Raw genomic sequence first — 23,654 nt, 5'->3', positions numbered from 1 at the left:
GCGCATCGTTTTTCCAGGATGGACGTTGCCGGAAGCGGGATACCATCGGCGGTTCTCTTCTGTCGGCACGCAGCGCCAGTTTCAATTCATGACGCCCATCTCGATCATCATTCCCTGCTACAACGGCGCGGCGACGCTCGCCCGCGCGCTCCAAAGCTGCCTGATCCAGCCGGAAGCTGCGCAGATCATCGTGGTGGACGACGGCTCGACCGATACCTCCATCGACGTGGTCGCCCACTACGGACATCTCGACCCGCGCGTGTGCCTGTTGCAGATGCCGTACAACGGTGGACCGGCGCGGGCGCGCAACTGGGGCGCGATGCATGCGGCTCACGGTCTGCTTGCCTTCCTCGACGCCGACGACGAATACCTGCCCGGTGCGTTGGCCGCCGCGAGCGCGTTTTTCATGCAGAACCCGAGTGAAGTGTCCGTGCGGCTCGACGTCGAATACGCGGATTTTCCGGCCGACATCCTTTGTCACGCCGATTTTGACAGGCATGCCGCGACGCTAAGCAATACGGTGCCTAGCAGCCTGATCATCCGCCGCGCCGTGTATGCGGCGCTCGGCGGCTTTCCTATGGACGACGCGTTCCGCCGCATCGGCGGCGAAGATGGCGCGTTTTCTTGGGCCCTGCGCGAGATTTTCGGCAACCGGCGCCTCGGCGATGCGAAGCGCGTGCGTATGCATTACCACGCCGGCATTCACGCCGAACGCTATTTTCGCATCGCGCTTGGGATGCAGACGCCGGATCCCGCCGATACCGCCGACGCATTCCGGTTTTCGCGGCAGTTCCTCGACACCGCGCGCACGGGTATCGCGCAGTTGCGCGCGGCAGGCGTCGCTGCCGAGCCGGCCGCAATTGCCCTCCCGGACCACAGGGCGCAAATCCCGAACGCCGAAGCTGGCCGACAGCAGGGCTAACGCGCACGGCGCCCTTGCTCGACCTGCCGGGAAAGCGCCAATGCGCGCCGCGCCGGCTCACCACCGCCCGGGGTCAAACACCAAACAGAAAAAAGCGCTAACTCCGCTGACCCGATCCACGCCCGGAAGCCATCTCGATTTGCTACAATCGCCATTCGTCTTCGAGGAGCGTTGCGACGGGTACCGCGAATCAGCATATTCGCCGGCCGCCCGCCAGGCTCGGAGGCTTCAATCGGAGGGCCAGGATGCGCATAGCGCTTTCTCATCCCCCGCATCGAACCGCGCTCACGTCAAATTTCTAGTCAATTTTTTAGAAAGGAGGGCGTGATGAACGCCGCAGTTCTCGATTCAAAGCAAGATTTTCTCGTCGCCGATATGTCGCTTGCAGCCTGGGGCCGCAAGGAACTGAATATCGCGGAAACCGAAATGCCCGGCCTCATGCAGACGCGTGAGGAATACAAGAGCTCGCAGCCGCTGAAGGGCGCGCGTGTCGCGGGTTCGCTGCACATGACGATTCAAACCGGCGTGCTGATCGAAACCTTGACGGCACTCGGCGCGGACGTTCGCTGGGCATCGTGCAATATCTTCTCGACGCAGGATCATGCTGCCGCCGCGATTGCGGAAGGCGGCGTGCCGGTGTTCGCGTTCAAGGGCGAATCGCTCGACGAATACTGGGAATTCTCGCACCGCATTTTCGAATGGCCGAATGGCGAATTCGCCAACATGATCCTCGACGACGGCGGCGACGCCACGTTGCTGCTGATCCTCGGCTCGAAGGCCGAGAAAGACCGTTCGGTGATCTCGAAGCCGGAGAACGAAGAAGAAGTGGCGCTGTACAAGTCGATCGCCCGTCATCTGGATGCGGATCCGGTGTGGTACTCCACGCGTCTCGCGCACATCAAGGGCGTGACCGAAGAAACCACCACGGGCGTGCACCGCCTGTACCAGATGGAAAAGGAAGGGCGTCTGCCGTTCCCGGCCATCAACGTGAACGACTCGGTCACCAAGTCGAAATTCGACAACCTGTATGGCTGCCGTGAATCGCTGGTCGACGGTATCAAGCGCGCAACCGACGTGATGATCGCGGGCAAGATCGCGGTCGTGGCGGGTTACGGTGATGTGGGCAAGGGCTGCGCGCAATCGCTGCGCGGTCTGGGCGCAACGGTGTGGGTCACGGAAATCGATCCGATCTGCGCGTTGCAGGCAGCAATGGAAGGTTATCGCGTCGTGACGATGGAATACGCCGCGGACAAGGCCGATATCTTCGTGACGGCAACGGGCAACTTCCACGTGATCGGCCACGATCATATGGCGGCCATGCGCAACAACGCGATTGTCTGCAATATCGGTCACTTCGATTCGGAAATCGACGTTGCATCGACGCGCAAGTACCAGTGGGAAAACATCAAGCCGCAAGTCGACCACATCATTTTCCCGGACGGCAAGCGCGTCATCCTGCTGGCCGAAGGGCGTCTGGTGAATCTGGGTTGCGCAACGGGCCATCCGTCGTTCGTGATGTCGGCATCGTTCACGAACCAGACGATCGCGCAGATCGAGTTGTTCGTTCACGGCGACAAGTACGAAAACAAGGTCTACGTGCTGCCGAAGCATCTTGACGAAAAGGTCGCGCGCCTGCATCTGGGTCGTATCGGCGCGGAACTGACGGTGTTGTCGGACTATCAGGCGAGCTATATCAGCGTCGACAAGAATGGTCCGTTCAAGCCGAACCACTACCGCTACTAAGCAACCGCTTCCAAGTAGCATCAAGTGCGCGGGTGGTTTTAAAGCATGACAGTTTGACGACGAAGCGGCGCGCAAGGCGCCGCTTCGTTCACCATGCCCGCCCGTTTCCGTTCAAACGGACATCCTGCCAAAGGAGCTCTACATGACCGTGCTGCTGACCTGGCTGATCAACGCGCTTGCGCTTCTGATCATCACCTACCTCGTGCCGTCGATTCATATCCGCAGTTTCGGCACCGCCCTGATCGTCGCGGTGGTGCTCGGGTTGATCAATACGATCCTGCGCCCGGTGCTGATCCTGTTGACGCTGCCCGTCACGATCGTCACGCTCGGACTCTTCATTCTGGTGGTCAATGCGCTGTGCTTCTGGCTGTGCGCGTCGCTGCTGAAGGGATTCGAAGTGTCGGGTTTCTGGTCGGCGTTCTTCGGCTCGATTCTGTACAGCATCGTCTCGTGGCTGCTGTCCGCGCTTATTTTCGGCAACCGCAGTATCGGTTGACCTACTGAACCATGAACCCGATCGAACTTTCATTCGAATTCTTCCCGCCGAAAACGCAGGAAGGCGTCGACAAGCTGCGCGCCACCCGCGCGCAACTCGCCTCGCTCAAGCCCAAGTTCGTGTCCGTCACGTTCGGCGCCGGCGGCTCGACGCAACAGGGCACGCTCAACACCGTCGTCGAGATGGCGAAGGAAGGACTCGAAGCGGCGCCCCACGTATCGTGCATCGGCTCGTCGAAAGAGAGCCTGCGCGCGATCCTCAACGAGTACCGCGCGCATGGCATCCGCCATATCGTCGCGCTGCGCGGCGATCTGCCGTCCGGCATGGGCGAAGTCGGCGAACTGCGTTACGCGTCGGAACTGGTGAGCTTTATCCGCGCCGAATTCGGCGACTGGTTCTGGGTCGAGGTGGCCGGCTATCCGGAGTACCACCCGCAGTCGCGCTCGCCGCGTCACGATCTGGAAAACTTCGCCAACAAGGTGAAGGCTGGCGCCAATTCGGCGATCACGCAGTACTTCTTCAACGCCGACGCGTACTTCCGTTTTGTCGACGACGCGAGGAAGCTCGGCGTGGACGTGCCGATCGTGCCGGGCATCATGCCGATCACGAACTTCTCGCAGCTGATGCGTTTTTCGGAGATGTGCGGCGCAGAAGTGCCGCGCTGGATCGCGCGCCGTCTGGAAAGCTTCGGCGACGATCGCGAGTCGATTCGCGCGTTCGGGCTGGATGTGGTGACGGACCTGTGCGGGCGTCTCATCGACGCGAAGGTGCCGGGCCTGCACTTCTACACGCTCAACGGCGCCGCGGCGACCAAGGCGATCTGTGAACGGCTGGGCGCTTAAGCGCGGACTAGCCTTTGCACAAAACCGCGCGGCTTATCCAGCCGCGCGGTTTTTTTTCGCCGGGAATCGGGTGTTTGGGCAGCCCGGGAATTCAATGTGTCAGACTGGCTACGCTGCAGTGCAGCAATTTTCACCATCCAGTCTTTACTGCGGCGCGTAAGTCCTCATTGAACCCGATTTTTGCGCTGTCTATGATCGAAGCGCAGCTGACTTGGCTGCTGTGCGGAGAACGTGATGACAGTATCCCGATTGCTGTTTGCAGTTCGCCATACCTGCCTGCCAGTCCTGAGCGCCTGTACGGTGCTGGCTGCCGGCCTCGCGCCCGCAGCAGCCGACGCGGCGAGCCTGCCCGACAAGACCCTCGTGTTCTGCTCCGAGGGCAGTCCGGCGGGTTTCGACACCGCCCAGTTCACCACCAGCGTGGAATTCACCGCCGGCTCGTACACGGTCTATAACCGGCTGATCGAGTTCGCGCACGGCAGTACCGATATCGAGCCTGGCCTTGCCGAGAAATGGGACGTGTCGCAGGACGGCCTGACCTACACTTTCCATCTGCGGCACGGCGTGAAGTTTCAGACCACCTCGTTTTTCAAGCCCACTCGTGAATTCAACGCCGACGACGTCGTGTTTACTTATCAGCGGATGCTCGATCCGGAACAGCCGTTCCGCAAAGCCTACGCCGTGCCGTTTCCGTATTTCACCGACCTTGGCCTCGCGAAGAACATCACCAAGGTCGAGAAGCTCGATCCGTATACGGTGCGTTTCACGCTGAAGGAAGTCGATGCGCCGTTTTTGCAGCAGATCGCAATGCCGTTCGCATCGATTTTGTCGGCTGAATACGCCGATCAGTTACTGAAAGCAGGTAAAGCGTCCGATATGAATCTATATCCGGTCGGTACCGGTCCATTCATTTTCCGCAGCTATACGAAGGACGATTCAATTCGGTTTGACGGCAATCCCGATTACTGGAAACCGGGCGTCGTCAGAGTCAGCAAGCTGATATTCGCGATTACCGTCGACCCGGCCGTGCGGCTGCAAAAATTGAAGCGCGGCGAGTGTCAGGTGATGTCGTATCCGCGGCCCGGCGATATTCCAGCGGTTAAAGCCGATGCATCTCTCGCCGTTCCGAGTCAGGTCGGTTTCAATCTCGGTTATATCGCGTACAACAACACCAAGAAGCCGCTCGACAATCTGATGGTGCGCCGCGCGCTCGATATGTCGATCAACAAGAAAGCGATTATCGAATCGGTGTATCAGGGCGCCGGCCAGGCGGCGACCAATCCGATGCCGCCGACGCAATGGGGCTACGACAAGAATCTGAAGGACGCCCCGTACGACGTCGACAAAGCGAAAGCGCTCCTCAAGGAGGCGGGCTACCCCGACGGCTTCGATCTGACGCTGTGGGCCATGCCGGTTCAGCGGCCTTACAACCCGAACGCGCGTCTGATGGCGGAAATGCTGCAGGCGGATTGGGCGAAGATCGGCGTCAAGGTGAAGATCGCGACTTACGAATGGGGTGAATATATTCGCCGCGGTCATTCGGGCGAGCATGAGGCAATGCTGATCGGCTGGACCGGCGACTATGGCGACCCGGATAACTGGTTGGGCGTATTGCTCGGCTGCGACGCGGTGAACGGCAGTAATTTTTCCAAATGGTGCTACAAGCCTTACGACGATCTGATCCGCAAGGGTCGCGGCACGACCGATCTTGCCGAGCGCACCAAGGCTTATACGGAAGCCCAGGAAATCTTCAAGGACCAGGTGCCGTTCACGCCAATCGCCCATTCCACGGTGTATCAGCCCATCAGCAAGAACGTCACGGGCTTCAAGATCGACCCGTTCGGCCCGACGCAATTCATGAACGTCGGTCTGAAATAAGAGCAAGCGGGCCGTCTCCCGCTGGGCCCGCCTTGCGACAGCCGCACGCTCCGGCCGGCGCCGGCGAGCGGCCGTCCTTATGCCTGATTGGTTTCCGATCGTCAACAGGGGTATTTTCCTCCGCTTGTTGGTGTGAGCCAAGCTCAAGTAAGATCGCGCTACGCCGGCGGAAGCCGGCCCCGAACCTGGAGGAAACATGAAGCAAAACAACCTGTTGCGCGCCGCGCGTGTTACGACGCTCGTCGCAGCTGCAGCGGCATCGATGCTGGGCGCTACGAGCGCGCATGCCGAGATTCCGAACAAAACACTCGTATACTGCTCAGAAGGCAGCCCTGCGGGTTTCGATCCGGCCCAGTACACCACTGGCGTCGATTTCACAGCCAACACGTTCACCGTTTATAACCGCCTCGTCGAATTCGAACGCGGCGGCACGAAAGTCGAGCCGGGCCTGGCAGAAAAATGGGATGTCTCGGCGGACGGCAAGACCTATACGTTCCATCTGCGCCACGGCGTGAAGTTCCAGACCACCTCGTTCTTCAAGCCGACCCGCGAATTCAACGCGGACGACGTCGTGTTCACGTTCCAGCGCATGCTGGACACGAACCAGCCGTTCCGTAAGGCGTACCCGGTCCAGTTCCCGTATTTCACGGACATGGGCCTCGATAAGCTGATTACCAGCGTCGAAAAGGTCGACCCGTACACGGTCAAGTTCACGCTGAAGGAAGTCAACGCGCCGTTCATCCAGAATCTGGCGATGGAATACGCGTCGATCCTCTCGGGTGAATACGCGGACCAGCTGCTGAAGGCGGGCAAGGCTGCCGACATCAACCAGTACCCGGTCGGCACGGGCCCGTTCATCTTCCGCAGCTACACGAAAGACGCGACGATCCGCTTCGACGGCAATCCGGATTACTGGAAGCCGAACGAAGTGAAGATCTCGAAGCTGATCTTCTCGATCACGCCGGACGCCGGCGTGCGCGTGCAGAAGATCAAGCGCGACGAATGCCAGGTGATGAGCTATCCGCGTCCGGCCGACATCGCGCCGCTGAAGGCTGAAGCGAACATCGCGATGCCGTCGCAGCCGGGCTTCAACCTCGGCTATCTCGCGTACAACGTGTCGCACAAGCCGGTCGACAAGCTCGAAGTGCGTCAGGCGCTCGACATGGCGATCAACAAGAAGGCGATCATCGAGTCGGTGTATCAAGGTGCAGGCCAGGCCGCGACGAACCCGATGCCGCCGACCCAATGGTCGTACGACAAGAACCTGAAGAGCGCCGCGTACGATACGGACAAGGCGAAGGCGCTGCTGGCCAAGGCCGGTTATCCGAACGGCTTCGACATCACGCTGTGGGCGATGCCGGTGCAACGCGCGTACAACCCGAACGCCCGTCTGATGGCGGAAATGATCCAGGCCGACTGGGCCAAGATCGGCGTGAAGGCGAAGATCGTCACGTATGAATGGGGCGAGTACATCAAGCGCGCGCACGCAGGTGAAGACGACACGATGCTGATCGGCTGGACCGGCGACAACGGCGATCCGGACAACTGGCTCGGCACGCTGCTCGGTTGCGAAGCGGTGAACGGCAACAACTTCTCGAAGTGGTGCTACAAGCCGTTCGAGGATCTGGTCCAGAAGGGCCGCGAGTCGGCCGATCAGGGCGCGCGCACGACGGCCTACATGCAGGCGCAGCAGATCTTCGCGCAGCAACTGCCGTTCTCGCCGATCGCTCACTCGACCGTGTACCAGCCTGTCAGCAAGAAGGTGGTCGATATGCGTATCGAGCCGCTCGGTTATGCGCGCTTCGACGGCGTCAGCGTCAAATAATAGTCAACCAGTCAAGCTTACGCAGTAGCTTTTCGCACGGTTAGAAAACTGGTCGAAATGGTCCGGCGGCCGGGGTCACAAGCCCTCGTCGCCGGTTGCGTTTTTTCTTCATCAAGACCATAGGGACAAACCATGTTCCGCTTTGTTTTGCGCCGCATCGGCATGGTGATACCGACCTTCATCGGCATCACGATCCTCGCGTTTGCGCTGATTCACCTGATACCGGGCGACCCCATCGAAGTGATGATGGGCGAGCGCGGCGTCGATCCCGCCATGCACGCCGCCGCGATGCACCGGCTCGGGCTCGACGAGTCCTTGCCGATGCAATACGTTCACTACATCGGTCGCGCCATGCACGGCGACCTCGGCACCTCGATCATCACCAATACCAGCGTGATGGGCGAATTCCTCGCACGTTTTCCCGCTACCGTCGAACTGTCGATGTGCGCGATGCTGTTCGCGTTGATCGTCGGCCTGCCCGCGGGTGTGTTCGCGGCGCTCAGGCGCGGCACAGTGGTCGATCACGGCGTGATGGGCACGGCTCTCACGGGCTACTCGATGCCGATTTTCTGGTGGGGCTTGATCCTCATCATGGTGTTTTCCGTGAAGCTCGGCTGGACGCCGGTGTCGGGCCGCATCGCGGTCGAATACGATATTCCGCACGTGACCGGATTCATGCTGATCGACGCGATGATGTCCACCGACGAAGGCGCGTTCAAATCCGCGCTGAGCCATCTGATCCTGCCGGCCATCGTGCTCGGCACGATTCCGCTGGCGGTGGTCGCGCGGATGACGCGTTCATCGATGCTCGAAGTGCTGCGCGAGGATTACATCCGCACTGCGCGTGCCAAGGGCTTGTCGCCTGGCCGCGTGATCGTCGTGCATGCATTGCGTAATGCGCTGATTCCGGTGGTGACCGTGATCGGTTTGCAGGTCGGCACGCTGCTCGCGGGCGCGGTGCTGACGGAGACGCTGTTTTCGTGGCCGGGTATCGGCAAGTGGCTGATCGACGCGATCGGCCGGCGCGACTATCCGGTGGTGCAGGGCGGTATCCTGATGATCGCCACGCTGGTGATCGTTGTGAACCTCGTCGTCGATCTGTTGTACGGCGTGCTGAATCCGCGCATTCGCCATACGAGGTGAACCGAAAATGGCAGACATTCAAAATACAGTCCCCACAGCGGTCACGCCACCTAGTGGCCGCGCCATCGCCGCCCGCGAATTCTGGGCGAATTTCTCGCGTAATCGTGGCGCGGTCGGCGCCGGCATCGTCGTGCTGGTGCTGATCTTCATCGCGATCTTCGCGCCGTTGATCGCGCCGCATAGCCCGATCGAGCAGTATCGCGACTCCGTGAAGATCCCGCCCGCCTGGCTCGACGGCGGCAACTGGAAGTTCATCCTCGGCACCGACGAAGCGGGCCGCGACATCCTCTCGCGTCTGATGTACGGCGCACGGCTGTCGTTCTGGATCGGCTTCGTCTCGGTGGTGCTCGCGCTGATTCCGGGCATCGTGCTCGGTCTGATCGCGGCGTTCTTCGAGAAATGGGCCGATACGCCGATCATGCGCATCATGGACGTGCTGCTCGCATTGCCGTCGCTGCTGCTGGCCGTTGCGGTGGTTGCGATCATCGGTCCGGGTCTCGTCAACACCATGCTGGCCATCGCAATCGTCGCGCTGCCGGGTTATGTGCGTTTGACGCGTGCGTCGGCGCAAGGCGAATTGCAGAAAGAGTATGTGACGGCTTCGCGGGTTGCGGGCGCCGGCACGCTGCGCCTGATGTTCTCGCAAGTGCTGCCGAACTGCACCGCACCGTTGATCGTGCAGGCGACGCTGGGCTTTTCGTCGGCGATTCTCGATGCCGCGGCGCTCGGCTTCCTCGGTCTCGGCGTGCAACCGCCGTCGGCGGAGTGGGGCGCGATGCTGGCCTCGGCACGCGACTATATCGACAGCGCCTGGTGGATCGTCACGATGCCGGGTCTTTCCATCCTGATCTCGGTGCTCGCGATCAATCTGCTCGGCGACGGGCTGCGCGACGCACTCGATCCCAAACTGAAACGGATGGCCTGACATGGATAACTTATTGACCATCCGCAATCTGGCGGTGAATTTCAACGGGCTGCCCGCCGTCGACCGGATCAACCTCGATGTCGCGCCGGGCGAAGTGGTCGGCGTGGTCGGCGAATCGGGTTCGGGCAAGAGCGTGACGATGATGGCGCTGATGGGCCTGATTGACGCGCCGGGCAAGGTCACCGCCGACGAAATCACCTTCAACGGCAAGAGTCTGCTGAAGGCGTCGGCGAAGGAACGCCGCAAAATCATCGGCAAAGACATCGCGATGGTGTTCCAGGACGCGCTCACCAGTCTGAATCCGAGCTACACGGTCGGCTACCAGATCAAGGAAGTGCTGAAGCTGCACGAAGGCCTGCGCGGTAGCGCGCTGGACAAACGCGCGCTGGAGTTGCTCGACCAGGTCGGCATTCCTGACGCGAAGAGCCGCATTACGTCGTTCCCGCACCAGATGTCGGGCGGCATGAACCAGCGCGTGATGATCGCGATGGCGATTGCCTGCAACCCGAAGCTGCTGATCGCCGACGAACCGACCACCGCGCTCGACGTGACGATCCAGGCGCAGATCATGGAGCTGCTGATCAGGCTGCAGAAGGAACGCGGCATGGCGCTCGTGCTGATCTCGCACGATCTGGCGGTGGTGTCCGAGGTCGCGCAGCGTGTCGCGGTCATGTACGCTGGCGAAGTGATCGAAACGAATCGCGTGCCGGACATTTTCGCCGCGCCGCATCATCCGTACACGGAAGCTTTGCTGGCGGCGATTCCCGAGCACAATGTCGGCGCGGTGCGGCTCGCTGCGTTGCCGGGCATGGTGCCGGGGCGCGACGACCGTCCCAAAGGATGTCTGTTCGCACCGCGCTGCAAGTATGTGGTCGACGATTGCATGAAGGCGCGCCCCGCACTGGCGCCGATGCAGGGTCATGCCGAAGTGGCGCGCGTGCGCTGCATCAAACCCCTGAACCTGAGCGGCGACGCCAACGTTCACACCCATGGAGGCGCACGATGAACGCAGTATTCGAACCGCGGCGCCAGTCGGACCATGCGGGCGATCACGTGCTGGTTGCCGACAGGCTTGCGCGCTACTACACGGTGAAGCGCGGCATGTTCAGCCAGGGCACGGTCAAGGCGTTGAACGGCGTGTCGTTTGCGCTCGAACGCGGCAGGACTCTCGCGGTGGTGGGTGAATCCGGTTGCGGAAAATCCACCCTCGCGCGTCAACTGACCATGATCGAAGCGCCCAGCGCGGGCCGCCTGCTGATCGACGGTGAGGACGTGGCCGGCGCCGATCACGCGAAGATCGCCGCGCTGCGGCGGCGCGTGCAGATGGTGTTCCAGAATCCGTTTGCCTCGCTCAATCCGCGCAAGACGGTCGAGCAGACGCTCAGCGAACCGCTCGCGATCAACACGCAACTGAGCACGACCGAACGCGCCGAACGGATCGCGCAGATGATGCGCACGGTCGGCCTGCGTCCGGAGCACGCGAAGCGCTACCCGCATATGTTCTCGGGCGGTCAGCGCCAGCGCGTGGCGATTGCGCGCGCGATGATCCTCGATCCGCAGATCGTGGTCGCCGATGAACCGGTGTCCGCGCTCGACGTGTCGATCCAGGCGCAGATTCTCAATCTGTTCATGGATCTGCAGGCGCAGTTCAAGACCAGCTACGTGTTCATCTCGCACAACCTGTCGGTGGTGGAGCACATCGCCGACGATGTGATGGTGATGTACTTCGGCGGGGTGGCGGAGCTTGGCGACAAGAAGCGGATTTTTTCGAATCCGCGTCATCCTTACACGCGTGCGCTGATGTCGGCCACGCCTTCGATCTTCGAAGCGGATCGCACCATCAAGATCAAGCTGCAAGGCGAAATGCCGTCGCCGCTGAATCCGCCGTCGGGCTGCACGTTCCATCAGCGCTGCCCGTATGCGATCGACCGTTGCCGCAGCGAAGAGCCGAAGTTGCGTGAAGTGGATGGCCGTCAGGTGTCGTGTCACCGTGCCGAGGAGGTGGGGGAGATGGATGCCTGATGCAGTGGCGGCGCGTCGTCTTGCGCGCCGCTCGCGTGATGGTGGCCGCCACGCTGCTTTCGCGCGGCGCTGGGGAGCGTTTGCACTGACCGGTGCCGCGCTCCTCGGCGTGTGTTCCGTTTTTTACCTGAGCGTGGGGCCGATTGGCGTCGCGCATGCCGCCGGGGCCGCCGCCAATGCGCCCGCTCAGGCAGGGCGGCCGGCCATGCCGGTGCCCAGCTTGCCGGCGCCGCCGCGCGCCACCTTGCCGGGCTTCAATCCGCCGCCCGCTACGCCTGGCACCACGGCAAGCGGTCCGGTGCGCGCGCAGCCGGCGCGCATGCCGTTCTATGTCGCGACACGCGGCACCACGACTATCTACGTGCTCGGCACGTTGCACGTCGGCGACTCCGCCGACTATCCGCCCGGGCAACCGTTCCGCGCGCCGATTCTCGGCGCACTGGCAGCCTCGCCGACGCTGGCGCTCGAACTCTCACCTGACGAACTGCTGGTTTCGCAAGACGACGTGTCGAAGTACGGCGTATGCCGGGGCGACTGTCTACCGGGTCTGCTGCCCGACCCGTTGTGGCGCAAGCTCGCCTTGCGCCTGCGCGGCAATCCCGCGGCGCAGGATGAAATCAAGAAGATGCGGCCCTGGCTCGCGTCCCTCGTGGTCGAAACCTACGATTCGTTGAGTGCCGGCTTGCAAACCGAGTACGGCACGGAAGCGCAATTGCAGAACGTGTACATACGGACGCGCGGCAAGATCATCGGCCTCGAGACCTTGCCGCAGCAAATGCGAGCGTTCACCGGACTCACGCTCGCGCAGCAGCGCGAAATGCTCGCGCAGGACCTGGTGCAGACGCCCGCGGAAAACGTCGACGACGTGAAGACGTTGCATCGGCTTTGGCGAGTGGGGGATGCCGACGCGATTGCAGCGTGGCAGGCGGCGAAGTCCGAAAAGCTGGCGCGTGACAAGCGGATTTCCGATTCGATCGACAACCGTATCGTGTACGAGCGCAACCGGCGCTTCGTCGCGCGAATGCTGCTGATCGCCGGGCCGAACAAGCCGGTGTTCGTCGCAATCGGCGCGTTGCATCTGGGTGGCCGCAAGGGCGTGTTGCAGCTTTTGCGCCAGCACGGGTTCGTGGTGGATGCGGGGTGAAATTCGCCCCGGCCTTGCGCGAGACATGCGTAACGGCCAATTACAGCCCTAACCGGGATAGGCCGTCTGGCCAGAATAGGAACCGGTATTTCGACAACCAGTCCGATACTGACGTGCGCTGCAAACTGCTCGCGGCGCACGCGGCCATAGCAACTTACACGTGCTATGATGTATGTACAGACGTCAATACAGGTGCTGTGTGCGGTTTGAATGGGACGAAATCAAGAATCAGATCAACATCCATAAGCATGGCATCGACTTCATAGATGCGATCGACGTGTTTGATCATCCCGTGCTGACGGCGATAGACCAGCGGGAAGATTATGGCGAGGATCGCTGGATCGCACTGGGCTGGATTGCTGCCATCGTAGGCGTAGTGGTGTATGTCGAACGGAGTGCGGATGTGATCCGTATCATTTCGGCCCGCAAGGCGACCAAACACGAAGTCAAACGCTACAAGCACAGCGTCTGGAATTGAGACACCGTGGCAATGGCTGGAAACGAGCAGAGGCGAAATTATGGGTAAAACATCGGGAACCGACTGGAAGCGACTTGCAAAGACAGACGACGCGCAGATCGACACGAGCGACGTGCCTGAACTGGGCGACGACTTTTTTGACCGGGCTGAGCTGCACGTTCCGCCGAAACAGGCTGTGACGATGCGCCTGGATGCGGACGTGCTGAACTGGTTCAAGGAACAGGGAGCGGGATATCAGACGCGCATCAACAAGTTGTTGCGCGCCTACATGCTGGCGCAGCAGCGTCGTCGTCCTTAAGGCGCGGCGCTGCGGCGTTCCGTCCGCGCACGACCGGATTGAGAAGGCGCTGCGCAGAAACGCCTGAAATCGGCGCAGCGTAGGTTTTATAGATTGCCGCCGCGCAATTCTTCCGACACGCGCTTGACCACCGGCGTCCAGTCGCCCAACGTCGTCTGCCGGAACAATTTCATCGCCGGATACCACGGTGAGTCGGCGCGCTCTTCGAGCCAGCGCCAGTCCGAGTTGGCGGGCAGCAGCACCCACACCGGCTTGCCCAGCGCGGCGGCCAGGTGCGCCACGCCGGTGTCCACGGCAATCACCAGATCGAGATTCATGACGAGTGCCGCGGTGTCGTCGAAGTTGTGCAGATCAGCGGTGAAATCGTGGTTGCGGAACGTTTCGGACGCATCGGCCAGCTGATCGTGCGCGGGACCTTTTTGCAGCGGAAACCACGCCACGCCCTCAAGTTCGCCTAGCGCGCTCAGATCGGAGAGCGCCATCGATCGATAGCGATCGTTGCCGAACGTCGGGCTGCCGGCCCACACTAGCCCCACCTTGCGTTTCGATTTGTCCGCTGCGTCCACCCTCCTGCGCCATGCCTCGATTTTCGTTTTGTCGGCGAATAGATAGGGCACGTTCGCGGGAATGGTGGACAGTTCGGTGCCGACGCACGATGGCACGCTCATCATTGGCAGCCAGAAATCGTACTGGCCGCCAGGCTTGCTGCTGAACGCGCGGTGTACACCCGGAATGCGTTCAACCAGCGGCAGCAGCGGCTCGCGCACGCAAATATCGACGGTCGCGCCGAGTTGCTCGAGCACACGCGCATAGCGCAAAAACTGGAAGTGATCGCCAAAGCCCTGTTCGCCGACCAGCAGCAGACGGCATCCGTCGAGCGGCTCGCCATGCCACTCGGCGACGCCCGGTACGGCGATCGCCTCATAGTCGCTTTTGCGCCAGCGTTTCGCAAACTCCGCCCAACCTTGCTTGTAATCGCCGCGCTTAAGCAACAGCCACGCGAGGTTCTGATGCGCATCCGCATAGTTTGGATCGAGTTCCAGCGCGCGGCGGTAGATGCCTTCCTCTTCGTCGAGGTGGCCCTGCGCGCCGAGCGCCCCGCCGAGGCAAACCAGATTCGTGGGATTCGGCTTGAGAGCGACCGCACGCCGATATTGCGATTCTGCAGCGGCGTAGTCGCCGAGCTTGCCCATTACGCTTCCGAGATTGATGTGCGCCTCGGCGTAGTTGCCGCGTAGTGCCGCCGCGCGCTCGAAACTCGCGATGGCCGCGGCGTGATCGCCTCCCGCGTTGTGCGCATTGCCCGCGTTGAAGTGTGCTTCCGCCGATTGCGGATCGAGCGAGAGCGCGTTTTGATAGCAGACCAGCGCTTCGCCATAGCGGCCGAGCTTGCTCAGTGCCGTGCCGAGGTTCAGATGCGCGTCGACCAGCGACGAATCCGCTGTCAAGGCGAGTCTGTATTGCTCGATCGCTATGTCGAGCGAACCTTGCGCTTGCAGCGCGACGCCGAAGTTGTTGCGCGCGTCGGCGAAGTCCGGCTGCAACTGCAATGCCTGGTCATAGCAGGTCATGGCTTCGCCGAGATGGCCGAGGGCGGCTGCGACGAGGCCGCGGTTGCTCCAGCAGGCGGGATCCGTGCGATCGAGTTTGAGGGCTTCACTCATCAACTCGGCGGCGAAACCATGGTTGCCGCGCTGATATTGCAGCACGCCGAAGTAATGCAGCGCTTTGACATGCGCGGGGTCAAGCGCGAGGGCTTCGCGGTAGAAAGGCTCGGCGGCATCGAGCCGGCCGGCCTGGTGTGCTTCGAGCGCGGCGTCGATCAGCGACGTGAGATAAGCGTGGGGCAGCGTGCCCGTGCGGGCGGTGTCAGAGTGGGGTTGATGTTCCATGAGGGACCTGCTGGAAAGCGCTGGCAACGCGCGCCGGCGCGTGTGGATGGGGGACCATCCACCAGCTTATGTTGCTGCACTTTTGCTGACGATCGGACGCATCTTAAATCGGCTATTTCATTTCGCTCCGGGCTGAACCGCCAGCATGATTCGCGAACTTCACGCCAATGCCACTCTGCTCTTTTCACCTCGCGTGTTTCGGAGTGGTCCTAGAGACCGGTCGCCACGCGGTACCGACAATTGTCGCCCCGATACGACTTGAGCCCTCTTTGCGTCCTGCGCGGCATGCAGTTTTCATGCAGGTGAGAAGTCGCTGATTCGACGTCAACTGCCGTGATCTCCGGCATGACCGCGCAACGTGCACCGGGCCACCATCATGCTAACTCCCTTCCCCTTGTCGCCGGCCGACACTGCAACTTTGTACCAGGCGGCCGACGAAGCCCGTCGAGCAGGTCATATTGACGAAGCTCAGCGACTCTTTGACCGAATTCTTGCGCGAGATCCGCGGCATGTCGGAGCCCTGCAGGCATACGGCGTGTTGGCGTTCGAGTCGAAGCAGATGGAGTCGGCCCAAAGCTGGATCGAGCGCGCAATCGAAGTTCAACCGGATCCGGCCTCGTACAACCTGTTGTGCCTGATTCAGATCAGATTGGGTGCCCTCGCCAGTGCCAGACAAACAGCCGAACGCGGCCTTGCGCTCCAACCCGGCTTGCCATCGCTCAATTACTTTCTGGCGTTGGTGCTGCAGATGCAAGGACACTTTGAAGACGCGGCGCGCGCTTATCGCCGCGTGCTCGAACTCGAACCGGACCATCTGTTGGCACATGCGAGCCTGGGCGTCGTCGTCAGGAATCTCGGTGCACTGGGCGATGCCGAGCAGCATCTCCGGCGCGCCATCGCACTCAATCCGACTTCTCTCGGCGCTCGCGCCAGTCTTGGCACCGTGCTGCTGGCCGCGGGCAAATACGAAGAAGCCTGGCCTTATTTCGAAGACCGCTGGGCCAATATGGTCGATGGGCAAGGGCGCCCCGTGCCGGAACGCCCGTACGTGCCGCTGCCGCAATGGAGCGGCGAACATCCAGGCGATGTCAGTCGCGCGAACAGAACGCCGGCTTGCGGCCCGCGTCTGCTGGTGTTCCATGAGCAGGGCTTTGGCGACAGCCTGCAGTTCGTGCGCTATTTGCCATTGGCACTCGAACATTTTTCGCAGGTTGGCTACATCTGTCCGCAGCCCTTGAAGCGTCTGTACGAGCAGTCGTTCGGTCAGCGCTGGCCGGGTGTCGTGGTGCTCGACAACGTCGAGCCCGCCTTCGACGAGTGGGACTGGTATTGCCCTCTGATGTCGTTGCCAATGGCGTTCGGCACGCGACTGCACAACATTCCGGCCTTCACCTATCTGTATGCCGACTCGGGGCGTGCTGCCTGGTGGCATGCCCGGTTGGCCGCGTTACCGAACCCTGATCTGCTGCGCGTTGGCGTGGTGTGGGCCGGAGGGCATTCAGGCTTTACCGAGGATCGGGTGCGCAGCATGAAGCCTGCGCAGATGGCGTCGCTACTGGCCATGCCACATATACGCTGGATCAGTCTGCAAAAGACTGACGACCCCGAGAAGTGTCCCGACCCAGTCATGGAGGCGTGTCTGACAAACTGGATGGACGAGGTCGACGACTTTTCGGACACGGCTGCGCTGATCGATAACCTTGACCTCGTGATTTCGGTCGATACGTCGGTCGCGCATCTGGCCGCGGCAATGGGCAAGCCGGTCTGGCTGCTCAATCGCTTTGCGGGTTGCTGGCGCTGGTTGCGCGATCGTGAGGACAGTCCCTGGTATTCGAGCGTGCGAATTTTCACCCAGCCGCAGCAAGGTGACTGGGACGACGTGCTCGAACGGGTCGCCGCGGCCCTGCAGCAGACTTTCGGGTCACACGGTGGGCGGAGCGATCCGCGCAGCCTCTCGGTACTGGCGAATCACGTGTCTTAGTGCTGTCCATCGTTTTTGCGCGGGCGAGCGTCGCCGCTTCAGCGCACACATTCGAACGCGTTGTTCGTCCATGTTTGCCGAAGCGGTGAGTCAAGATTCCTACAAGAACATCAGGAAATTCAGCAGGAAAATATTCACGACCAGCAAGGTCAGCGCGGTAGGCACCTGCACCTTGATCACTGCGTTCTTATCCGGGAGTTCCAGCAGCGCGGCCGGCACCATGTTGAAGTTTGCGGCCATCGGCGTCATCAGCGTGCCGCAGTAGCCCGAGAACATGCCGATCGCGACCATCACCGCCGGGTTGCCGTGAAACACGCCGACCAGAATCGGCACACCGACGCCGCCCGTCATCACCGGGAACGCGGCGAAGCCGTTGCCCATCACCATCGTGAAGAGCGCCATGCCGATGCAGTACACGGCCACCGCGATAAAGCGGTAGTCGAGGCTGATGTAGGCCGTGGTCACGTGAGCGACCGCCTTGCCGACACCGGCGTCCGAGAACACGAGGCCGAGCATGCCGAGCATCTGCGGCAGCACTGCGGCCCATGACAACGCGTCGACCAGGCGGCGCGCCTCTTTCATCGACTGGCCGACGGTATCGCGCGTCATCACGCAGGCAATCGCAAGTGCGATCACGCAGCCGATGCCGAAGCCGATCAGCGTCACGTTAGCCTTCTCGATCAGCGGCATGCCGCCAAAGATCAGATGGCTGGCCGACAAGGTAATGATCACGGTGACGACCGGAATCGTCAGCGCGGGTACGAACAGCTTGTTGCCCAGACGCGCGGCGCTGGCCTTGCGCGTTTCGAGCGACAACACTTTCGGCCTGGCCGCGGTCACGCCGCCAAAGCCCGCCATCAGCGCCATCACGATCACCAGCGTGCCGACCACCGAGGGCGGCAGCTTGTCGCCGATCAGAAAGATCAGCGCGTAAAGAATCCAGAAACCACCGGCGGTGAAACGGCGCGGGTGTTCCTTGTCCGTGACGATCATGCCGCCTATGACGAGCAGCACGACGCCGAGCAGCCAGAACAGATAGGTAATCGTGAACGTCATGCTTTGTCTCCTGCGGCGGGTTGCGTCGGCGAAGCGGAGGCGGTGTTCGCTGCGGCATTGCCGCGCAGTTCGCGCTCGAGCCTGCGGTCGAGCAGATAGAGGCGGAAGCCGTGAATGATGAACGCGCAGATCGCGGTCGGGATGCCCCAGACGGCCACGTGAATCGGTTCGACGATGATGCCGGCTTCTTTCAGGAAGGTCGTCATCAGCACGATTGCGCCGAACGCGACGAAGATGTCTTCACCGAAGAACAGACCGACGTTGTCGGTCGCAGCCGAGAAGGCGCGCAGCTTGTAGCGGACCGCGTCGCTGATCTTGCCGAAGCGCGTTTCGGTCGCACCCTCGGCCATCGGCGCGATCAGCGGACGCACCATCTGCGGATGGCCGCCGAGACCGGTCAGGCCGACAGCGGCGGTCAGCTCGCGCACCAGCAGATAGACGATCAGCAAGCGCCCCGCGGTCGCGGCCTTGATGCCGCCGATCCACGCCTGCGCGCGCTCGCGCAGGCCATGCCGTTCCAGCAGGCCGATCACGGCGAGCGGCAGCAGAATGATCAGCGGGATATTGCGGGTCTTGATGAAGCCCGTGCCGATTTCGGCGAGGATTTTTTCAGGCGGGAAGTGCGCGGCCAGACCGGTGATGATCGCGGCAACCGCCACGATCAGCATCGGATTGAACCGTAGTAAAAAGCCGGCGATGATGACGGCCACGCCAATGAGCGGCCATAGACTGACTGTTGTCTGCATCTGGATCTCCAAACAGGGTTTCAACCTCGCCGCTTGTGGCGGCCAACGTGGGCCGGCGCCAGGGGACTGCGCGCCGTCTTGCTGCCACGGCTCTTGATGGCCGCGTTGCTTCGACTACACCTGCACCTGCTCTGCACCTCTGCTGCTTGCTCACGGCTTCTCTGCCGCTCATTTGCTGTTCCACTGCGGAACCTGCAACGCGCTCTGCACCTGGCAAACGCCCCGCGTGGAGCGGGGCGTTCGGGGTGTGGCAACGGTTGAATCGCGCTGTCTGGTTCGCGTCGATCGGCGCGCGGCTCAGACGCTCGCGGCGCCGGCCGCGTGAACGTCAATGCCGGCGTCCTCCAGCGCGCTGCGGATGCGCCGTGCGAACGCCAGCGCGTGCGGGCCGTCGCCGTGCAGGCAGATGGTTTGCGCGTTGAGCGGCACCCAGTGTCCGTCGACGGCCTGCACGCGGCGCTCGCGCACCATGGCGAGCGTGCGCGCCAGCACCACTTCTTCGTCGTCGAGCAGCGCGCCCGGCTCCTTGCGCGGCACCAGCGAGCCGTCGGCGCGATAGCCGCGGTCGGCGAATACTTCTTCGACGGCAGTCAGGCCGGCTGCCCGGGCGGCCGTCACGAGTCCGCTATTGGCGAGCGCGAACACCGCCAACGACGGGTCGAAATCGTGAACCGCCGAGACGATCGCATCGGCGATCTTCGCGTCGCGCGCGGCCTGGTTGTACAGCGCGCCGTGCGGCTTGACGTGCGCGATGCGGCCGCCCTCGGCCTGCGCGATCGCCGACAGTGCGCCGAGCTGATACAGCACGCCCGCGTAGATGTCGTTGACCGGCAGATCCATTTCCTTGCGGCCAAAGTTCTCAGGATCGTTAAAGCTCGGATGCGCGCCGATCGAGACGCCTTTTTGCACCGCCCAGCGCACGCAGTCGCGCATGGCGTTGGCACCGCCCGCGTGCCAGCCGCACGCAATGTTGGCCGAACTGACGAGGTCGAGCAGCGCCTCGTCGGAGCCGCAGCCTTCGCCGAGATCGGCGTTCAAATCGATTTCCATGGTGTTCCTCTACTCTCAAGAAAACGCCGGGCCGCGCCCGGTTTTTCGCCCCGCAGGAAGTCGCCTTGGGGAATTGTCCCCTCGGGGTCGGGGCGAAGCGCCCAGTTTGGGGGCGCTCATCGTTACAGCGCTGCGACCGCCGGCTGGCGCGCGCAACGTTCTTCGTGCATGGCAATCGCGGCGTCGATCTGCCGCAAATACGTGCGTTCTTCCAGTAAGGCCTGGCGCGCCTCATAGGGCGTGGTCGGGATGAAACGGATGGCGGCGTTCAGGCGAACCTGCGCGAGCTTCCATAGATCGGCCTGGATCACGACGCCGATCTTCGGATAGCCGCCGGTGGTCTGCGCATCGCTCATCAGCACGATCGGCTGGCCGTTCGGCGGGACCTGAATCGTGCCGGGCAAAACCGCATGCGAGAGCAGATCGTTTTTCCGGGTGCGCTTCAGTTCCGCACCGGCGAGACGGTAGCCCATGCGATTGCTGTTCGGTGTGACCAGCCATTCATCGGACCAGAACGATTCGTGCGCCTCTTCAGTGAAGCTGTCGTATTCGGGACCTTGCAGCACGCGGATGGGCACAGCCCATGGCACGCCGGACGGATGCCGGCCGCGCCGCAGCGGTTCCTGAACCAGCACGAACTTGCACCAGGCGGGCGCCTTTACGCCGAACTCCGGCGCTTCGGGGGTAAAGCCGAGGTGGCCGCGTTGCGGCGGCGCGCCGACCGGCAGACGATCGCCGTCGCGCAATGCCCGGCCGCCGAGTCCGCCGAAATGGCCGGCGAGATCGGTGCTGCGCGAGCCGAGCATCGGCAACACGTCGATGCCGCCCGCGACGCACACATAACCTCGCATGCCGCGTTTGGCCGCGTTCAGCACCAGTTCCTGGCCGGCTTGCACCGGCAGGCTCCACCACGAATAGACCGGCTTGCCGTCGAGCGTCGCGCCGAATTCGGTGCCGGTGATGGCCACGCGGGTAGCGCGCAGAAAGCGCAGCACGGTCGGGCCGAAGGTGATTTCCAGGCCGGCCGCATCGGGCCGGTTGCCGACCAGCCGGTTGCCGACTTCGAGCGACAGACGGTCGAGCGCGCCACCCATCGCGACGCCGAGGTGCCGGTAGCCGTGCCGGCCGAGATCCTGAATCGTGGTCAGAAGACCCGCGCGAATCACATCGATCATGCCTGTATCCCCGCGACGGTAAAGCGCACCCGGTCGCCCGGCTGCAACAGCGTGGGCGGACGGCGACCCGGATCGAACAGCGGCAGCTCGGTGCGGCCGATCAACTGCCAGCCGCCGGGCGAGGTTGCCGGATAAATACCGGTCTGCTCGCCGCCGATTCCGACCGAACCGGCCGGCACTTCCAGCCGTGGCGACGAACGGCGCGGTGTGTGCAGCGCCTTGTCGAGCCCACCCATATAGGCGAAACCCGGCTGAAAACCGAGGAAGAACACCACGTATTCGCCCTCCGCGTGGCGTTGCACGACCTCCCGCACGCTCAGCCCCGTGTGATTGGCGACCGTTTGCAGGTCGGGGCCGAACTCGCCGCCGTATTGCACCGGAATGTCGACTTGACGGCCGGCCGCCGGCGCATCGCTCACCGCGTTCCAGGCCGCCTGCAGAAGGCCCGTCAGCGCTTCGCGGTCGGCTTCGAGCGAATCGAATACCAGCGTCAGATTGTTCATGCCCGGCACGACCTCCAGCACGTGCGGCCAGTCTCGCGCGGCCTCGGCGGCGGCCCACACGCGCCGCTGGCAATCCAGCGTGGCAGGCGGCGGCGCCTCGCACACGAGCGCGGCGTCGCCGAGCGGAAAGATTCTTGGTTGGCTCATCGCTTAATGGCCCAGGTCGAGTCGGAAATGTCGAGCATATCGGACCCTATGGATATTGATCGGCATAGGGTCCGCGATGTCTGGAGCGTACATTATCAATAAAATATCAACAATTTCTCAATAAGCGTTTTCGCCAGGCTCCTGGAATGGGCGGCTCGTCGTACACTCCCGACACCTTCCCATTCGGTATCTCGAGAATCTTCACCATGTCGCGCCACCCCACCAAGATCGTTTCCTCGGAACATCTCGTGTCTGACACCAGCGCGGAGCTGTCCGAGTTGGAGTACGCACTCATCATGGCGGGCAATGCATTCAACCGATGGATGGTGCGCTGCATGTCGGCGGCCGGCGAAAAGGACATGACCGCGATCGAAGTCTCGCTGCTGCACCACGTCAGCCATCGCGAGCGCCGCAAGAAGCTGGCGGACATCTGCTTCGTGCTGAACATTGAAGACACGCACGTCGCCACTTACGCGTTGAAGAAGCTCGTAGCTAGAGGGTATGTAAAAAGCGAAAAGACCGGCAAGGAAGTGTTCTTCTCGGCGACCGATGCAGGCCGTGAGCTCTGTCTGAAATACCGTGAAGTGCGCGAGAGCTGCCTGATTTCGACGCTGAAGGAAAGCGGCCTGACCAACGAGCAGATTGGTGAGGCAGCACAGTTGATGCGCAATGCGTCGGGGCTGTACGACACGGCCTCGCGGGCGGCAGCGTCTTTATAACGGGGTTCGGCCTTGGCAGTGGGTGAAGGGGGCGCCTCGCACCGCGCTCCTCAAATGCTTAATCCGCCGGTTGTGGTTGTGGATAGAGACCGGCTTCCGTCACGATCAGATCGAGCGGGATATCGTGGGCCTCGCGTTGCAATGCGTTCGTGCGGCACGCTTCATAGGCGATGCCGACCGTGACCGGCTTCTTCGGCCCCGGCCATGCGCCCAGCGTGCGATCGTAGTAGCCGCCACCGTAGCCGAGCCGGAAACCGTCGGCGTCGAAGCCCACGCACGGCACGAACAGCAGATCGGGAACCACCACGCGTCCGGAAGTGGGCTCGGCGATCTTGTGATGACCGATCTTCATTGGCGTGTCCGGCGCCCACGCGTGAAATTCGAGCGGCACGCCGCGTTCGCTGACGACCGGCAAACTCGCCTCGCGTTGCGAGTCGGCCGCGAGCCAGATTGCAATCGCGGCGCGCGCGTCGAACTCGCCCGCCAGCGGCCAATAGAACCCCACGCGGCTCACGCCGTAGTGTTTCAACGCATCGAGTACGCGATGGTTGAGCGCGGCGTTGTGCGCCGGCTCGGAAGCCGCTTGTAGCCTTGCTTCCAATAGCATTCGACGCAGCGCCTTTTTCGATTCTGCGACAGGGTTGCATGCTATGCTTGGGTTCAATTCGC

At 62.4% G+C, this 23,654-nt stretch carries 22 protein-coding genes and 1 riboswitch; of the genes, 15 read left to right on the top strand and 7 right to left on the bottom strand.

Annotated elements, in window-relative coordinates; translation table 11 throughout:
• Window positions 1–88 precede the first annotated feature (88 nt).
• The 13 genes from DSC91_RS24845 to DSC91_RS24785 all read left to right on the top strand — a co-directional run bounded on the left by DSC91_RS24845 (window position 89) and on the right by DSC91_RS24785 (window position 13,716).
• The gene (locus tag DSC91_RS24845; RefSeq protein WP_115783484.1) at window positions 89–922 is read left to right on the top strand and encodes a glycosyltransferase family 2 protein; all 834 of its coding nucleotides are present in this window, start codon (window positions 89–91) and stop codon (window positions 920–922) included.
• Window positions 923–1,079: 157 nt separating this feature from the next.
• Window positions 1,080–1,216, top strand: a riboswitch (S-adenosyl-L-homocysteine riboswitch).
• Window positions 1,217–1,249: 33 nt separating this feature from the next.
• Window positions 1,250–2,665: an adenosylhomocysteinase gene (gene ahcY, locus DSC91_RS24840; protein ID WP_115781295.1), complete on the top strand. Its 1,416-nt coding sequence runs from the start codon at window positions 1,250–1,252 to the stop codon at window positions 2,663–2,665.
• A 142-nt stretch (window positions 2,666–2,807) separates the two neighbouring features.
• Window positions 2,808–3,161 carry a phage holin family protein gene (locus tag DSC91_RS24835; RefSeq protein ID WP_028198543.1) on the top strand — a complete coding sequence of 118 codons (354 nt, stop codon included), beginning with the start codon at window positions 2,808–2,810 and terminating at the stop codon, window positions 3,159–3,161.
• An 11-nt stretch (window positions 3,162–3,172) separates the two neighbouring features.
• A complete protein-coding gene (metF, locus tag DSC91_RS24830) occupies window positions 3,173–4,003 on the top strand; it encodes a methylenetetrahydrofolate reductase [NAD(P)H] (RefSeq protein ID WP_115781294.1) in 831 nt (276 codons plus the stop codon).
• Between the two features lie 234 nt (window positions 4,004–4,237).
• Entirely contained in the window at window positions 4,238–5,881 is a 1,644-nt protein-coding gene (locus tag DSC91_RS24825) for an ABC transporter substrate-binding protein (protein ID WP_115781293.1), read from the top strand.
• A gap of 196 nt (window positions 5,882–6,077) precedes the next feature.
• The gene (locus DSC91_RS24820; protein WP_115781292.1) at window positions 6,078–7,706 is read left to right on the top strand and encodes an ABC transporter substrate-binding protein; all 1,629 of its coding nucleotides are present in this window, start codon (window positions 6,078–6,080) and stop codon (window positions 7,704–7,706) included.
• Window positions 7,707–7,838: 132 nt separating this feature from the next.
• The gene (locus DSC91_RS24815; protein ID WP_115781291.1) at window positions 7,839–8,849 is read left to right on the top strand and encodes an ABC transporter permease subunit; all 1,011 of its coding nucleotides are present in this window, start codon (window positions 7,839–7,841) and stop codon (window positions 8,847–8,849) included.
• Window positions 8,850–8,856: 7 nt separating this feature from the next.
• Window positions 8,857–9,774 carry an ABC transporter permease subunit gene (locus DSC91_RS24810; RefSeq protein WP_115781290.1) on the top strand — a complete coding sequence of 306 codons (918 nt, stop codon included), beginning with the start codon at window positions 8,857–8,859 and terminating at the stop codon, window positions 9,772–9,774.
• A gap of 1 nt (window position 9,775) precedes the next feature.
• Window positions 9,776–10,780 carry an ABC transporter ATP-binding protein gene (locus tag DSC91_RS24805; RefSeq protein WP_115781289.1) on the top strand — a complete coding sequence of 335 codons (1,005 nt, stop codon included), beginning with the start codon at window positions 9,776–9,778 and terminating at the stop codon, window positions 10,778–10,780.
• Window positions 10,777–11,796: a peptide ABC transporter ATP-binding protein gene (locus DSC91_RS24800; RefSeq protein ID WP_115781288.1), complete on the top strand. Its 1,020-nt coding sequence runs from the start codon at window positions 10,777–10,779 to the stop codon at window positions 11,794–11,796. The genes DSC91_RS24805 and DSC91_RS24800 overlap by 4 nt, the downstream gene beginning before the upstream one ends.
• Entirely contained in the window at window positions 11,789–12,940 is a 1,152-nt protein-coding gene (locus tag DSC91_RS24795; protein ID WP_115781287.1) for a TraB/GumN family protein, read from the top strand. Before DSC91_RS24800 ends, DSC91_RS24795 begins: the two co-directional genes overlap by 8 nt.
• Before the next feature lie 172 nt (window positions 12,941–13,112).
• The gene (locus tag DSC91_RS24790) at window positions 13,113–13,418 is read left to right on the top strand and encodes a BrnT family toxin (RefSeq protein ID WP_208645770.1); all 306 of its coding nucleotides are present in this window, start codon (window positions 13,113–13,115) and stop codon (window positions 13,416–13,418) included.
• A 40-nt stretch (window positions 13,419–13,458) separates the two neighbouring features.
• Entirely contained in the window at window positions 13,459–13,716 is a 258-nt protein-coding gene (locus tag DSC91_RS24785) for a BrnA antitoxin family protein (RefSeq protein ID WP_115781285.1), read from the top strand.
• 86 nt (window positions 13,717–13,802) lie between these two features.
• On the opposite strand, the gene DSC91_RS24780 is transcribed toward DSC91_RS24785, so the two are convergent.
• Window positions 13,803–15,608, bottom strand: a complete 1,806-nt coding sequence (locus DSC91_RS24780) for a tetratricopeptide repeat protein (RefSeq protein WP_115781284.1) — start codon at window positions 15,606–15,608, stop codon at window positions 13,803–13,805.
• 376 nt (window positions 15,609–15,984) lie between these two features.
• Here DSC91_RS24780 and DSC91_RS24775 point away from each other — a divergent pair, with 376 nt between their 5' ends.
• Window positions 15,985–17,589: a tetratricopeptide repeat protein gene (locus DSC91_RS24775; RefSeq protein WP_115781283.1), complete on the top strand. Its 1,605-nt coding sequence runs from the start codon at window positions 15,985–15,987 to the stop codon at window positions 17,587–17,589.
• Between the two features lie 99 nt (window positions 17,590–17,688).
• On the opposite strand, the gene DSC91_RS24770 is transcribed toward DSC91_RS24775, so the two are convergent.
• The 5 genes from DSC91_RS24770 to pxpB all read right to left on the bottom strand — a co-directional run bounded on the left by DSC91_RS24770 (window position 17,689) and on the right by pxpB (window position 22,266).
• Entirely contained in the window at window positions 17,689–18,645 is a 957-nt protein-coding gene (locus DSC91_RS24770) for a DUF979 domain-containing protein (RefSeq protein ID WP_115781282.1), read from the bottom strand.
• Entirely contained in the window at window positions 18,642–19,391 is a 750-nt protein-coding gene (locus DSC91_RS24765; protein WP_115781281.1) for a DUF969 domain-containing protein, read from the bottom strand. Before DSC91_RS24765 ends, DSC91_RS24770 begins: the two co-directional genes overlap by 4 nt.
• Window positions 19,392–19,688: 297 nt before the next feature.
• Complete coding sequence (gene pxpA, locus DSC91_RS24760) at window positions 19,689–20,441, bottom strand: 5-oxoprolinase subunit PxpA (protein ID WP_115781280.1); 753 nt, start codon at window positions 20,439–20,441, stop codon at window positions 19,689–19,691.
• A gap of 122 nt (window positions 20,442–20,563) precedes the next feature.
• Window positions 20,564–21,616 (bottom strand): 5-oxoprolinase subunit C family protein, encoded by a 1,053-nt coding sequence (locus DSC91_RS24755; protein WP_115781279.1) that lies wholly within the window; start codon window positions 21,614–21,616, stop codon window positions 20,564–20,566.
• Window positions 21,613–22,266: a 5-oxoprolinase subunit PxpB gene (gene pxpB, locus DSC91_RS24750; RefSeq protein ID WP_115781278.1), complete on the bottom strand. Its 654-nt coding sequence runs from the start codon at window positions 22,264–22,266 to the stop codon at window positions 21,613–21,615. Before pxpB ends, DSC91_RS24755 begins: the two co-directional genes overlap by 4 nt.
• Window positions 22,267–22,472: 206 nt before the next feature.
• Between pxpB and DSC91_RS24745 the strand changes: the two genes are divergently transcribed.
• Window positions 22,473–22,985: a winged helix DNA-binding protein gene (locus DSC91_RS24745; protein ID WP_115783482.1), complete on the top strand. Its 513-nt coding sequence runs from the start codon at window positions 22,473–22,475 to the stop codon at window positions 22,983–22,985.
• 58 nt (window positions 22,986–23,043) lie between these two features.
• Here the strand turns inward: DSC91_RS24745 and DSC91_RS24740 are convergent, their stop codons facing one another.
• On the bottom strand, window positions 23,044–23,592 hold the full coding sequence (locus tag DSC91_RS24740) for a 5-formyltetrahydrofolate cyclo-ligase (protein ID WP_229758154.1): 549 nt from the start codon (window positions 23,590–23,592) through the stop codon (window positions 23,044–23,046).
• Window positions 23,593–23,654: the final 62 nt, after the last annotated feature.

The organism is Paraburkholderia caffeinilytica (assembly GCF_003368325.1).
In the GTDB taxonomy this organism is placed as follows: Bacteria; Pseudomonadota; Gammaproteobacteria; order Burkholderiales; family Burkholderiaceae; genus Paraburkholderia; species Paraburkholderia caffeinilytica.
This window is presented reverse-complemented; position numbering and strand designations above follow the sequence as displayed.

Excerpts from the sequence above, each read along its gene's own strand:
- DSC91_RS24790 (WP_208645770.1), top strand. The coding sequence starts at position 13,113 with ATGTACAGACGTCAATACAGGTGCTGTGTGCGGTTTGAATGGGACGAA.
- DSC91_RS24815 (WP_115781291.1), top strand. The coding sequence starts at position 7,839 with ATGTTCCGCTTTGTTTTGCGCCGCATCGGCATGGTGATACCGACCTTC.
- DSC91_RS24825 (WP_115781293.1), top strand. The coding sequence starts at position 4,238 with ATGACAGTATCCCGATTGCTGTTTGCAGTTCGCCATACCTGCCTGCCA.
- ahcY (WP_115781295.1), top strand. The coding sequence starts at position 1,250 with ATGAACGCCGCAGTTCTCGATTCAAAGCAAGATTTTCTCGTCGCCGAT.
- DSC91_RS24740 (WP_229758154.1), bottom strand. The coding sequence starts at position 23,592 with ATGCTATTGGAAGCAAGGCTACAAGCGGCTTCCGAGCCGGCGCACAAC.
- DSC91_RS24805 (WP_115781289.1), top strand. The coding sequence starts at position 9,776 with ATGGATAACTTATTGACCATCCGCAATCTGGCGGTGAATTTCAACGGG.
- pxpA (WP_115781280.1), bottom strand. The coding sequence starts at position 20,441 with ATGGAAATCGATTTGAACGCCGATCTCGGCGAAGGCTGCGGCTCCGAC.
- DSC91_RS24810 (WP_115781290.1), top strand. The coding sequence starts at position 8,857 with ATGGCAGACATTCAAAATACAGTCCCCACAGCGGTCACGCCACCTAGT.
- DSC91_RS24765 (WP_115781281.1), bottom strand. The coding sequence starts at position 19,391 with ATGCAGACAACAGTCAGTCTATGGCCGCTCATTGGCGTGGCCGTCATC.
- DSC91_RS24770 (WP_115781282.1), bottom strand. The coding sequence starts at position 18,645 with ATGACGTTCACGATTACCTATCTGTTCTGGCTGCTCGGCGTCGTGCTG.
- DSC91_RS24795 (WP_115781287.1), top strand. The coding sequence starts at position 11,789 with ATGCCTGATGCAGTGGCGGCGCGTCGTCTTGCGCGCCGCTCGCGTGAT.
- DSC91_RS24800 (WP_115781288.1), top strand. The coding sequence starts at position 10,777 with ATGAACGCAGTATTCGAACCGCGGCGCCAGTCGGACCATGCGGGCGAT.
- metF (WP_115781294.1), top strand. The coding sequence starts at position 3,173 with ATGAACCCGATCGAACTTTCATTCGAATTCTTCCCGCCGAAAACGCAG.
- DSC91_RS24755 (WP_115781279.1), bottom strand. The coding sequence starts at position 21,616 with ATGATCGATGTGATTCGCGCGGGTCTTCTGACCACGATTCAGGATCTC.
- DSC91_RS24775 (WP_115781283.1), top strand. The coding sequence starts at position 15,985 with ATGCTAACTCCCTTCCCCTTGTCGCCGGCCGACACTGCAACTTTGTAC.
- DSC91_RS24820 (WP_115781292.1), top strand. The coding sequence starts at position 6,078 with ATGAAGCAAAACAACCTGTTGCGCGCCGCGCGTGTTACGACGCTCGTC.
- DSC91_RS24745 (WP_115783482.1), top strand. The coding sequence starts at position 22,473 with ATGTCGCGCCACCCCACCAAGATCGTTTCCTCGGAACATCTCGTGTCT.
- DSC91_RS24845 (WP_115783484.1), top strand. The coding sequence starts at position 89 with ATGACGCCCATCTCGATCATCATTCCCTGCTACAACGGCGCGGCGACG.
- pxpB (WP_115781278.1), bottom strand. The coding sequence starts at position 22,266 with ATGAGCCAACCAAGAATCTTTCCGCTCGGCGACGCCGCGCTCGTGTGC.
- DSC91_RS24785 (WP_115781285.1), top strand. The coding sequence starts at position 13,459 with ATGGGTAAAACATCGGGAACCGACTGGAAGCGACTTGCAAAGACAGAC.
- DSC91_RS24835 (WP_028198543.1), top strand. The coding sequence starts at position 2,808 with ATGACCGTGCTGCTGACCTGGCTGATCAACGCGCTTGCGCTTCTGATC.
- DSC91_RS24780 (WP_115781284.1), bottom strand. The coding sequence starts at position 15,608 with ATGGAACATCAACCCCACTCTGACACCGCCCGCACGGGCACGCTGCCC.